The sequence below is a fragment of the Lutimonas halocynthiae genome (assembly GCF_030409835.1).
Taxonomy (GTDB): Bacteria; Bacteroidota; Bacteroidia; order Flavobacteriales; family Flavobacteriaceae; genus Lutimonas; species Lutimonas halocynthiae.
Map to the genome: position 1 here is coordinate 187058 of NZ_JAUFQO010000002.1, position 13211 is coordinate 200268.

The window sequence follows — 13211 nt, forward strand, 5'->3', positions numbered from 1 at the left end:
AATGAAAAAAGGCTTAAAAATTTATGTCGCCGGCCATAATGGTATGGTAGGCTCAGCAGTATGGTGCGCTTTAGAAAAAGCCGGCTATACCAACCTGATCGGAAAAATAAGTACTGAACTTGACCTCCGTGACCAAAAAGCCGTACAGGCTTTTGTCGCCAAAGAAAAACCCCAAGCCATTATTGATGCAGCGGCCAAGGTTGGCGGTATCCTGGCAAACAGCCAGGACCAATACGGTTTTTTACTTCAAAACCTACAGATACAGAACAACCTGATCCAGGCAGCTCATGAGCATGAGATTGCCAAATTCATCTTCCTGGGCAGTTCTTGCATTTATCCCAAATTAGCTCCACAACCCCTTAAAGAAGAATACCTGTTGACTGGCCCTTTAGAGCCTACCAATGAGGGCTATGCTTTGGCCAAAATTGCAGGCATCAAACTATGCCAGGCTATCAGGGAACAGCATCACAAAGACTTTGTCAGCCTGATGCCTACCAATTTATATGGTCCTAATGATAATTTTGACCTGCAATCATCGCATGTATTACCGGCGATGATCAGAAAGTTTCATGAGGCCAAATTAAACAAACAGGCTCCTGTAAACCTTTGGGGCTCCGGCACACCAATGCGTGAATTTTTGCACGTAGATGATATGGCTAAGGCCGTACTTTTTGCCTTGGAAAATAAATTACCCGAGCATTTGTATAATGTAGGTACAGGTACTGATGTAACCATCAAACGACTGGCTGAGACCATTCAAAAAATTGTTGGTCATGAGGGTAAAATTCAGTGGGATAGTACAAAACCTGACGGAACGCCAAGGAAATTGTTGGATGTTACTAAGTTGAATGAGTTAGGCTGGAAGGCTGAAATTGGGTTGGAAGAAGGCGTCCTAATGACTTATAACTGGTTCCCTAAGAATAATCTAGGAATCTAAATAATTGAAAGACATCAGAATGTCAATACTAAATTTAAATTAGACAAAAATCACCTTTGGCAGATGTAAAAATATATATACAAAACTTTTTTAAAGGGAACGAACGTTCTGTAAAAGCAAAAAAAAATATTATTTATTCTTTATTTATTAAAGGAATAAGTATAGCTGTTGGGCTCGCCTTTGTACCGTTAATTCTTGACTATTTAGACCCGGAAAGATATGGTATATGGTTAACATTAAGTTCAATAATTGCATGGTTTTCTTTTTTTGACATTGGTCTAGGTAACGGTTTACGAAATAATCTTACCGAAGCTATTGCTAATAATGATCATAAACTTGCAAAAACATACGTAAGTACAACTTATGCAATTTTAGGTGCAGTCCTTTTTGTTATTATTATATTATTTTTAATAGTAAACCCTTTATTAAATTGGCAAAATATACTAAATACTACAGTTGTTGAAACAAATGAACTAGCTATTGTGGCATTAATAGTTTTTGTATTCTTTATATTGAAATTTTTCTTTAGTTTAATTGGTACAATATTAAATGCAGACCAACGCCCTGCTATTAGTAATCTTTTTGGACCTTTGAGTAATTTGTTATCTCTAATAATTATCTATATCCTTACAAAAATAACAAAAGGGTCATTAATTAATCTAGCTACTGTTTTAAGTGTTGTACCAGTAATAGTTCTTGTCATAGCAACTTTTGCCTTTTTTATAAAAGATTATAGAATTTATGCACCTTCCATTAAAAATGTTGATATATCTAAATCTAAAGATTTATTGGGCTTAGGGTTTAAATTTTTTTATTTTCAAATTTCTTCGGTAATTTTTTTTTCTACTACTAATTTTTTAATTGCTCAATTTTCTAATCAGGAAACTGTTGCCGCATATAATATTGCTTTTAAATATTTATTTATGGTAAATATGATCTTTGGAATTATTCTAACTCCGTTTTGGTCTGCAGTAACCGACGCTTATGTAAGAGAAGATTTTATTTGGCTTAAAAACAGTTTAAGAAAATTAAATATATTATCTGGTGTAATGGTTATTGGTTTAGTTTTAGCCCTTATAATTAGCCCTTATATTTATCAATTATGGATTGGTGAAAAACTAATAATTCCATTTTCATTAAGTTTAATAATTACATTATATTTAATTCAACAACTTATAATTGCTCCATTCTCAACCTTTATAAATGGTTTAGGCAAGCTTAAACTTGGATTATTTCTAATTTCAATTAAGCTATTTTTATTCTTTCCATTGGCATATTTTTTAGGCACTTATTATGGTGAGATTGGAATTGTCATGTCTATGCTCCTAATTCAAATACCATCACTAATTCAGGAACCTATTCAAGTTTTTAAAATTATTAATAATAGCGCATATGGTATATGGAACAAATAATGAAAAATCAAAAATGAAAATACTTTGGTTTGCAAATACACCTTGCTCTGCATCTGAAAAACTAACACCTGGTCTTAACAGGGGCGGTTGGCTTTCTGCGTTAGAGCATGAATTGTCAAAAAAAGACAATTTAGAATTACATGTAGCTTTCTATTATTCAGAAAGCACAGAACCCTTTTTACATAATAATGTTTGGTTTTATCCAATTTTTCTAAAGAATAGTGGTTCGAAAATTCAACGTTACAAAGCACGTCTTTTAAAAAAGGATCATAACAATAATGCTGAAATTTCTCAATTAATGGCAATTGTTGAACAAATAAATCCTGATGTTATTCATGTTCATGGAACAGAGAATAATTTTGGATTAGTTCAATATCATTCTACTATTCCAGTTGTGATTTCAATGCAAGGAATATTAAGCCCATATGTCGAGAAGTTCTATTCAGGAATACCATTTTATATTACTAGAAAATTAAATAGTCTAAGGAGCAAAATTTTATTGCAATCAGCAAATTATGAATTTCAGAAGCTTAGAAAAAACTCTATCCGTGAACGTGAAATTTTAAGAATTTGTAAGAACATTATTGGGAGAACTGATTGGGATGAAAGAGTAACCAGAATATTAGCTCAAAACAGTAATTATTTTGTTGGTCAGGAAATGCTCAGGCCCTCATTCTATGAGAAGATATGGCAAAAAACACAGTTTGAAAAAAAAATTCGTATTGTTACTGTTTCTAGCAATTCAGTTTACAAAGGTTTTGAAACCATAGTCAAAACCGCTAACATTCTCTCCAAGTATCGCGATTTTGACTTTGAATGGCAAGTGATTGGTTTAAATGAAAAAAGTGAGATAGTATTACTTACTCAAAAATGGTTAAAAATAAAACCCGAAAATATTTGCATCAAATTATTTGGTGAAAAAAATGAAACTGAGATCGTAGATTTGCTTTTATCTGCAGATATCTATTGCCAAGTGAGCCACATTGAAAATAGTCCAAATAGCCTTTGCGAAGCTATGATTCTCGGATTGCCTTCGATTGCATCATTTGCTGGAGGAACCAATTCAATATTAGAAAATGGTAGAGAAGGAATTTTGGTTCAAGATGGTGATCCTTATTCTTTTGCAGGGGCAATTCAAGAGCTTTCAGCAGATTTTGAAAAATCAAGTCGCTATTCAAAAAATTCTCGAAACCGTGCGTATGAAAGGCATGATAAACAAAGAATTGTTATGGAATTAATAGACACCTATCAAACTATAATAAATCAGAAAATTTAGAATGCTGAAAATTGACTTCCTAAGTTATAAAGCTATTGCCAAGTATTTAATTGTTTTTACAATGATTCTACTGGCGGGCACAGTTTTAAAAGATATAGTTGCCATATTATTTGTAAGTTTTATTATTTTTTTTGGAGTTACAAAAAATTTATATAAAGCACTTGAAGTATTTCTAATTTGGTTTTTTATTTATAATTTTTATTTAGGACAAGGTTTCTTATCTATTGGGATTATTTCAAAATATATTGCGAAACCTCCATTTTTACTATTTGTTATATTCATTTTTTTTTATAATAGAATTCCGTTGAAAGTATTAAAATCACAATATCTTAAAACATGGATAGTTTTTTTATTTATTACATTATTAAGCGCCATACTTCATTCTCAATCACCCTTTGTAGTTGTTTCTCTAAGCTCATTTTTCTTTTTATATTTGTTATTGAGGTCCAGTTTATTAAGTATCCGTCAATATCAAAATATTCTGAATCTATTCGTTGCAGCAGCTATTCTTCAGACAATGGTATCATTTCTTCAGGTATCAGAATTAATTTCTCCTCCGTCAAAGATGATGGATGATGGTGGCGGCGGGCAGTATGAGTGGTTGGCCGGGTTAGATGATGCCGCTAGTGGTACATTTGGCCCAGGAGCAGGCCATATTGTTTCATGGTATGCTGCATTAATGTCATTATTTCTTCTGATCACCTGGTCGATTACAAAAAATAAATCCTACCTAATATTAACAGCTATTATTTTCCTTCAGTTTGCAATGATCGATTCAAAAACAATAATGGGAGTAACTATTTTAATGTTAGGCTATTTATTTTTATTTCTATATAGAAAAAAAAACGTATTCAAATTGAATATCCAACGTTATTTCTTTTTTATACTAATTATAGCATTAAGTGGAATGGTTTTTTTTAAGGCTTGGAATACATATTATGAATACTATGGTGCTAAAACGGGAGGTTCAAGAACAAATCTTTCTGCAGTTTATGAAAATGAAGCTAAAGCATCAAAAGATTTGATCATAGCTAATATTGGAGATTGGGGTAAAATCCAAGGCTTCACTTATATTACTGAAGACTTCATCGCTACCGACCCTACGCAATTAATTTGGGGATATGGCATTCAGGGTTACACATTTAACGGAAAAATGGGATTTATTGAGAGTAAAGACACCCCTTTAATGCAGTTAAATAATTTAACTAGAAGTAGATCAGGGTTGATAGGACAGTTTGCAATGAGTGGATTGTTAGGATTTATTCTATTAATCACTGCTATTATTCAATGGTTCAGGTTAAACAACAAAAAAAATAGGAACAAATTTGATTTGCTGAAATCAAGTATGTTAAATATATATGTATCTTTTTCCATACTAGCAGCATTTCTATACCAAATTGATATAACTACTATTCCCATTATTTCTTTTTTTGCAATCATTGCTATATACACAAAACTATCAGATTATAGTAATATGCAGCAATTTCTAATAATACATGAAAAAAATGCGCTATAGAAATCTACAACATTCCATAAACATTGTAAGCAGAAGATTACATTTTTTCTGGGGTAAACGCAACTACATTTCTGCACTTTGGTGGGGTATAAAACTGGGAAAAGATTCAAAGTTTGATGGAAAATGTCATTTTGAAAAATTTCCGGATACCATAATAGAAATAGGAGATAATTGTGAGTTCAGATCCAGAAAAAATTCAAATTTAATCGGTATAAATAGACCGTGCTCCATAAGTACTATGAATTCAAAATATCAGGCATCAGTTGAAATCGGGAATAATTGTGGTTTTAGCGGTACTGTGATAGGAGCTTTTAAAAGTATTAAGATAGGAGCTAATGTAAAATGCGGGGCTAATACATTGATTACAGATGCCGATTGGCATCTTGATGATATTCGCAGTGGTGCACCTAAAGATGTAATTATTGGAGATAACGTATGGCTAGGAGAGGGGGCCAAAGTTTTAAAAGGAGTTACGATTGGCGAGAATAGTCTAATAGGAGCAGGTAGCGTTGTGACGAAGAGTATAGCCGCAAATGTAATAGCGGCAGGGAATCCATGTAAAGAATTAAGATCGCTGTGAAAAATATTATATACATTGGTAAATACACTTTGAATGAAAATTTTCTATCTGCAGGATCTAAAAGGGTTTTAAATCAGGTAAAGTATTTGCAAAATAAACACAACGTTTTTGTAATAACATTCTCTTCTTGGGGCTCAAGTTATAGTTTTAATTTAAATTTTCAGACGAATGAGCAGAAGAGCCTTTTTGATCTATTTCGTTACCCTATTTATTGGATCTCATTTTTTTGGAATTTGATAAAAAGAAAGAAAAGTGAAAACTATTTACTTCTTGAGTCGAATGTTGAAATATATGCTGTATTTCCAGTTTTTTTTGCAAAACTGTTAGGGTATAAAATAATTCACGATGTTGTTGAAGATTTCTCCCACCAGTCCGATTTGTCCAGGAATCAAAAATTAAGTTTAACGATTGATAAATGGTTTAAAAAAAATATATCAAAATATTGCTCGGGAGTTATAGTTATTTCTGAAAATTTAGATAGAAAATATAAGCGATTTGACTTGCCTATTATAAAAATATATAATTCTGTTGAGAAGCAAGATTATAATCATTTTATTTATCCAATTGAAACTTTTAATTTTTTCTATTCAGGAAGTTTTGGTCCAAAGGATGGGGTTTTAGATCTTATAGAAGCTTTTAATTTACTTTCTAAAAAGACAGATAATATTCATCTTTATTTAACAGGCAAGGGGCATGGTCAATGTTTCAATGAATGTTTGGATAAAATGGAAAATAATAAAAAAATTACATATATGGGGTTTCTTCCTGAAAATGAAATGATTTCATGTTTAAAAAAGTCGCATGTGTTATGCATTACTCGTTCAAATAGTGCTTTTGCAAATAATGGATTCCCATTTAAGCTTGCGGAATATTTGTCATTTGGTATTCCTGTATTAACAACAACAGTAAGTGATATACCTTTTCTTTTGAAAAACAATGAAAATGCCTTTTTTGCAGTACCTGAAAGTGTTAATTCAATTGCAGAAACTATGGAAAAGATCATTTTTAATTATGCAAAAGCTATTGAAATTGGCAAGAGAGGAAGATTATTTTGTTTAGAAAATTTTTCAATTGAAAAAATTGGTTTAGAATTAGAGGGCTTTATGGAAAGAATTATTAGAAAATAATAGGTTATTTAAGAGTCGAATTATTTGAAAAATCATCTAAGAAATTCTCTATTGAGCAAGTGATTGATGAGTATAAAAAGCACTTTGTTATTGTTTAATCTGAATGGTCGATCAAATATTATAAGTTTTAACCAATGGTGTCAGTTTAGTGAAGGTGGAAATTTTTCTATTGTAATAATTGCTTTATTTGAAATGGGTGTAATTAGTAAAGGGAAGTTACTTTATACGGATAAAACAACATTTCTTATATCATAATTTCATCGATAAGGAATTAATTGCCTGATGGAGAAAGACTTTTACTCGTAGAAAAAGGAAATTCAGGAAGTATCTATTTATAGGTGAACACACAATTATTACAAAGCCAATAACAAATGTTGAATATTCTATAATTGCAGGAGTTTTAGTTGAAATAAAAGATATCCCTAAATGTGAAATTTAGGAGTGGCTACCAGAAAACTTTATCAAAAGAAAGAAATTTATCCCTAATTGTTTACATGAAAAAAGTACTAATTATTGTTCCAGAACTAAAAAAACCTGGAGGTGTTGCAGCATTATTTAACATTTTAAAAATTGAACAAAATTATTCAAATATTTCATTGTTTATTTTAAGTAATAAGCTTCCTTTATTTTTGAGACTTCCAATGAAATATATCGAATTTATTATAAAAATTCAATCAGTTGGTTTAGTTCATTTAAATCCTTCTTTAAACAGAAAATCCTTCTTACGAGATTCTCTTTTTGCTTGGTTAACTTTATTATTCTCTAAAAAACTGGTTGTTTATTGGCATGGTTGGGATGAAACCTATGAAAAAAAAATTATTAATAATGCATTTTTAAAATGGGTATTGAAAAGAACATTTCTAAAAGCTCAAGTGACTATTGTATTGGGAAAGTTATTTAAAAGCAAACTTTGTAAATTTGGTTACAATAATAGAATTGTAATTGAAACAAATAGTGCAGAAAATAAATATATTATAAATCAACATCCAAAAAATATAAATAAATCTGAACTTATTAATCTACTTTTTTTATCAAGGCTTGAAAAGGTAAAAGGGGTTTATATTGCTATTGAGACTTTACGAATTTTAAATAGGAACAAACAAAAATACAGGTTGTTAATAGCTGGAAGTGGAAAAGAAGAAGAAAAGATTAAGGTAATTATTGCAGACGACAAGTCTATTGAATGGGTAGGTTATGTTACTGAAATTTCTAAGCATAATCTATTAGAAAGGTCAAATTTAATGTTTTTCCCTTCAGAACATCCAGAAGGGTTACCTCTAACTCTATTAGAAGGTATGATGTATGGTTTACCAATTTTATCTAGACCAGTTGGTGGCATTCCAGATATCATAATAAATGGTGAAAATGGTTACCTTCTTGAAAGTTTAGAGCCTAAAGATTATGCTTCTAAAATTAAAGAACTAGTTGATTCCAATTATGAATACAATCGAATATCTGAAAATAATATTGAAAAAAGTAAAATATTTCACCCTGAAAATGTTAGGCTGAGACTAAATGCGATTTATGATCAAATATAAGCTACATTGTGAATTGGTTGATATAATTTCTTCATGTATTGCTCACATTGAGAAAAAGAGATATAAATCTTTCGATTTATTTGATGCATTAACTAGTTCTTGGATAAGTAATTTGACAAAAAAATATTCATTATTAAGAAGGATTGCTATTCAAATTAACGCAAAGTCTCCTATAAATTTACATTGGCTTGGGATGAAAAAAATGGTTCATACTAAGCTAGTATCAGATTTATTGTGGTATTTCTCCCTAAATAGAGATAAGGACAAGAGCAGAAACTCATACAAACAGGTTCTTGAACTAAAAAATAAGGGAAATAATATGGTATGGGGTTTAAATTTTCCCTACACTTCACGTTTCATTAGTGCTGATTCAAATACGCCTAATATATATAATACAACTACAACAGGAATTTCCATCTGTGAATATATTAGTCAAAGTAATGACAAATTAGCAGGAAGTGTAGTACAAGAAATAATTGAATCACTTTTCACTGTATTTAAGTTTAAGGATGAAGGACATAAAGGATGGTTCTCCTATTACCCGGGTCAGAAAGCACCAACATATAATGTCAATGCCTTAACAGCCTATTTTCTGTGTAAAGCTCATTATACTTTAAAATTTAAACTAGTTGATATTAAGATAATTAAACAGCTTATACAACTATTAATTGAAGAACAAAATGAAGATGGAAGCTGGTATTACTCGCGTCTCTCGAAAGGAAAATGGATTGACAGTTTTCATAGTGGATTTATTATTGAATCTTTAGCTTATGTTTATTCGCATGGTTATAAATCAGATGAACTTTATACTTGTTTAAAAAAAGCATGGAAGTTTTACATAATAAATATGTTTACCAAAGATGGCTTTCCAAAATACTTTATAGAAAGCGATAAATATCCGGTAGAAGCTCAGAATTGTGCCCAAGCCATTCAAACAATTGCAACTGTGGGCTTATGGTTAAAATGGAATGAAAAAGAATTGCTTGAAAAGGTTATTGAAAACACCATAAATGTTCTTTATGATAAAAAAGGATTTTTTTACTATAAGAAGGAAAGGAGCTTCCTATATAAACAATCATATCTTCGCTGGTCAACAAGCCCAATGTTAGTTGCGTTAAAATATTCAGAACTTTATCTATATCAAAATGATAATTCGTAAAATACTTTATTTTTTATACATCAGCTTATTCCGTTTTACGCCAGAGATATATCGACCTTATGCAATTATTACTCCACGATTAAGAAAGCTATTAGTTGAAGGATTCTTAAATAAATGTGGTAATGATGTGAGAGTAAAACGCAATGCAGACGTTTCAATGTTTATTGAATTAGGGAATAATTCAGAACTTGGGACAAACTGCATTATTCAGTCCAATACAAAAATTGGTGATTATGTAATTATGGGCCCTGGCGTCCAGATATATACTAAAAATCATGGTTATCAAGATTTGGATATTCCTATTGCCCTCCAAGAAATTATTGACGAAAATGTAATTATTGGTGATGATGTTTGGATTGGTGCTAATGTTGTAATTACACCTGGTGTAAAAATTGGCAATCATGTTATAATCGCAGCAGGCGGTGTAGTGACAAAAAACATACCTGATTTTGCTATAGTAGGCGGTGTACCAGCGAAAGTTATTAAATACAGAACAGATGCAAAGAATTAAGCTTCAGGTTTTCTATTTTCTAATAAAAGGATTTAATATTCTCCATTTTATCTTTTTACCTCTCTCTATCAGACACATTCTCTATGCGTTTGCAGGTTACAAAATTAGCTGGAAAACATCGGTGCAAAACGTTCGATTTTTTTCATTTGGAAAATTAAGAATAGGAACAAATTCAATCATTAATTCAGGTGTCTATCTTGATAATCGCCGGGGAATTGAGATTGGGAATCACGTAGTTGTTGCGCACAATAGCAAAATATATACTTTGGGGCACGATATCAACGATAGCCATTTTGTAACAAAAGGAAATTCCGTTAAACTTGAGGACTTCGTAATTGTATTTGCGAATGCCCTTATAATGCCTGGGGTAACAATCCATAAAGGAGCTGTTGTTCTTCCCGGCGCTGTTGTAACTAAGGATGTGCCAGCAATGACTGTAGTCGGGGGCAATCCGGCCAAAAAAGTTAAAGACAGAGCAAATCTTCATACAGAAAGAAAGGTTAAGCATTATTGGTTTTCAATTTAGGTTTTAGCATTAATAAAAAAATTATTAGCAATGAATATTAGTATTTTCGGCTTAGGCTATGTAGGATGCGTTAGTTTAGGATGTTTAGCCCAAAATGGGCACACCGTTATAGGTGTAGATGTTAATCAAAATAAAGTTGATTTGATCAATAGGGGCAAGCCTACTATTATTGAAAAAGACATTGATAAAATTATTGCCGAACAACATCAAAAAGGCAGTATTATGGCGACAACAGTTGCTGCCGAAGCAGTTGAAAAAACTGACATAAGTATTATTGCAGTAGGCACACCCTCTACCCCGCAAGGGCATTTAAATCTCAAATATATATTTAACGTAGCAGAGAATATAGGGAAGGCAATGAGACACAAAGATGGAATGCACATTGTGGCTTTGCGCTCTACAGTTTTACCGGGTACTTGTGATCAAGTGGCTACAATTATTGCCGATGCTTCCGGGAAAAAACGAAATGAAGGTTTTGCTATTGTTGATAATCCAGAGTTTTTGAGAGAAGGTAGCGCGGTTCAGGACTACTTTAATCCTCCATTAACCTTGATAGGTTCTGACAATAATGCTGCAGCTGAAAAGGTTGCCAAATTGTATAAAGCCTTACCCGGAGAACTCATAATCACTGATCTAAAGGTAGCTGAGATCATGAAATATGTAAATAATACCTTCCATGCACTTAAAATATCTTTTGCCAACGAGGTAGGAAATGTTTGCTCAGAGTTAGGAATAGATTCTCACGAAGTAATGGACATCTTTTGTAAGGATAAACAATTGAATATTTCAAATTATTATTTTAAACCAGGTTTTGCATATGGTGGATCATGTTTACCTAAAGATTTAAATGGATTTCAGACTTTGGCACATGATTTATATGTAAAAACACCGGTAGTGGATGGAATTGGTTTAACCAATGAGATCCAAATTGATCGTGCCGTTAAAATTATCCAGCAGTTTCCAAACAAAAAACTGGGCTTTTTAGGTTTAAGTTTTAAGGCTGGAACGGATGATTTAAGAAATAGCCCGGCCGTAAGGGTAGTTGAGGCACTTTTAGGGAAAGGCGCGGATATAAGTATTTATGATAAAAACATTAACCTGACTATGTTGACTGGAACAAATAAGGATTATATCGATTCACGTATTCCGCATTTATCGAAATTATTGGTTGCTGACATTAAACAATTAGTAATGGAATCAGATGTTTTGATAGTAAACACGAATGAGGCAGAATTTAAAAGCATATTGGAAAATGTTAATGATGATAAAACGATTATTGACTTTGTTCGAATAAATGATGACTTATTAGAGCAAAGCAATTACATAGGAATTAATTGGGGAACGACAAATATTGACAGTAATAATTATGTGTCAAGTGAAGACACTGTTTTAAACTAAATAAGCTAGAATGAAGCATCTTAAGGGTAAGCATATTTTATTTATTGTAGAAAATTTACCTGTCCCCTTTGATAGAAGGGTATGGCAAGAAGCAACCACTTTAAAAGAAAGTGGGATGGAAGTTAGCATCATCTGCCCTCAGATGAAAGGATATACAAAGTCTTTTGAAATATTAGAAGGCATAGAAATTTATCGTCACCCATTACCATTAGAAGCAAGAGGCGCTTTGGGTTATTTAGTTGAATATGGGGCAGCTATTTATTGGGAAATGAAACTTGCAAAAAAAATCTATAAAAAGAAACCCTTTGATGTTATTCATGGTTGTAATCCTCCTGATTTAATTTATTTGACAGCCAAAAGGTTTAAGAAATATGGTGTGAAATATGTTTTCGATCATCATGACATTAACCCTGAATTATACATCGCTAAATATGACAAGAAAGATTTTTTTTATAAGTTGATGATCTATTTTGAACGGCAAACATTTAAACACGCCATTTCAAGCATCGCTACCAATGAATCGTATAAAAAAATTGCGATTGAACGAGGTGGCATGAAACCCGATAAAGTTCAAGTAATTCGAAGTGGACCAAAGTTAGAAAGACTCAAATTACAGGAACCAAAAAATGAATTTAAAAAAGGACGTAAATATCTGTTGGGCTATCTAGGGGTTATAGGTGAGCAGGAGGGTATTGATCTTTTGCTTGAAAGTATGAAGATGATTGTTCAAAAAAGACAAGATGTTCAACTAGCAATAGTTGGAGGTGGTTCTGATCTGGAATTGCTGAAGACAATGTCTGCTGAGAAAGGCTTGTCTGATTATGTAGATTTTTATGGAAGGGTCCCTGATAAGGTTTTGTTAGACGTGCTCAACACAGCAGATGTTTGCGTGAATCCTGATAAGCCGACGGAGATGAATAATCTGAGTACCATGAATAAAATTATGGAATACATGGCACTTAAAAAACCTATAGTGCAATTTGATCTAAAGGAAGGTAAATATTCGGCACAAGATGCTTCTTTGTACGCTATTAATACGACAGATTTTGCCGAAAAAGTACTTCTTCTTCTTGATGATGTGCAATTGCGAAAAAAAATGGGAGAAGTAGGTTATTCAAGGGTCCTAAGCGAATTGTCATGGGAATATGAATCCAAAAAGTTAATAGATTTTTACAATGGAATATTATCATGAGTTACCTTAACTCCTTCATAAATGGACAGTATTTTTTAA

11 protein-coding genes and 2 pseudogenes are annotated in these 13211 nt (G+C 31.9%); all 13 read left to right on the top strand.

The window, feature by feature from the left end; translation table 11 throughout:
* Nucleotide 1 precedes the first annotated feature (1 nt).
* The 13 genes and pseudogenes from QWY87_RS03780 to QWY87_RS03835 all read left to right on the top strand — a co-directional run bounded on the left by QWY87_RS03780 (nt 2) and on the right by QWY87_RS03835 (nt 13172).
* On the top strand, nt 2–937 hold the full coding sequence (locus QWY87_RS03780) for a GDP-L-fucose synthase family protein (RefSeq protein ID WP_290288390.1): 936 nt from the start codon (nt 2–4) through the stop codon (nt 935–937).
* Nucleotides 938–993: 56 nt separating this feature from the next.
* On the top strand, nt 994–2349 hold the full coding sequence (locus tag QWY87_RS03785) for a lipopolysaccharide biosynthesis protein (RefSeq protein ID WP_290288392.1): 1356 nt from the start codon (nt 994–996) through the stop codon (nt 2347–2349).
* Nucleotides 2330–3625: a glycosyltransferase family 4 protein gene (locus tag QWY87_RS03790; RefSeq protein WP_290288395.1), complete on the top strand. Its 1296-nt coding sequence runs from the start codon at nt 2330–2332 to the stop codon at nt 3623–3625. Before QWY87_RS03785 ends, QWY87_RS03790 begins: the two co-directional genes overlap by 20 nt.
* A gap of 1 nt (nt 3626) precedes the next feature.
* Nucleotides 3627–5141, top strand: a complete 1515-nt coding sequence (locus tag QWY87_RS03795; RefSeq protein WP_290288396.1) for a hypothetical protein — start codon at nt 3627–3629, stop codon at nt 5139–5141.
* Nucleotides 5131–5721: an acyltransferase gene (locus QWY87_RS03800; RefSeq protein ID WP_290288399.1), complete on the top strand. Its 591-nt coding sequence runs from the start codon at nt 5131–5133 to the stop codon at nt 5719–5721. The genes QWY87_RS03795 and QWY87_RS03800 overlap by 11 nt, the downstream gene beginning before the upstream one ends.
* Complete coding sequence (locus QWY87_RS03805; protein WP_290288402.1) at nt 5718–6848, top strand: glycosyltransferase family 4 protein; 1131 nt, start codon at nt 5718–5720, stop codon at nt 6846–6848. The genes QWY87_RS03800 and QWY87_RS03805 overlap by 4 nt, the downstream gene beginning before the upstream one ends.
* A 494-nt stretch (nt 6849–7342) precedes the next feature.
* Entirely contained in the window at nt 7343–8386 is a 1044-nt protein-coding gene (locus QWY87_RS03810; protein WP_290288404.1) for a glycosyltransferase, read from the top strand.
* Nucleotides 8373–9545, top strand: a complete 1173-nt coding sequence (locus QWY87_RS03815) for a prenyltransferase/squalene oxidase repeat-containing protein (protein WP_290288408.1) — start codon at nt 8373–8375, stop codon at nt 9543–9545. The genes QWY87_RS03810 and QWY87_RS03815 overlap by 14 nt, the downstream gene beginning before the upstream one ends.
* Nucleotides 9546–9702: 157 nt before the next feature.
* Nucleotides 9703–9795, top strand: a pseudogene (locus QWY87_RS17890) (acyltransferase); the annotation flags it as partial.
* An 87-nt stretch (nt 9796–9882) separates the two neighbouring features.
* Nucleotides 9883–10038, top strand: a pseudogene (locus tag QWY87_RS17895) (DapH/DapD/GlmU-related protein); the annotation flags it as partial.
* Between the two features lie 4 nt (nt 10039–10042).
* Complete coding sequence (locus tag QWY87_RS03825; RefSeq protein WP_290288413.1) at nt 10043–10582, top strand: acyltransferase; 540 nt, start codon at nt 10043–10045, stop codon at nt 10580–10582.
* A gap of 30 nt (nt 10583–10612) precedes the next feature.
* Nucleotides 10613–11980: a nucleotide sugar dehydrogenase gene (locus QWY87_RS03830; protein WP_290288415.1), complete on the top strand. Its 1368-nt coding sequence runs from the start codon at nt 10613–10615 to the stop codon at nt 11978–11980.
* 10 nt (nt 11981–11990) lie between these two features.
* The gene (locus QWY87_RS03835; RefSeq protein ID WP_290288417.1) at nt 11991–13172 is read left to right on the top strand and encodes a glycosyltransferase family 4 protein; all 1182 of its coding nucleotides are present in this window, start codon (nt 11991–11993) and stop codon (nt 13170–13172) included.
* The last annotated feature ends 39 nt before the right edge of the window (nt 13173–13211 follow it).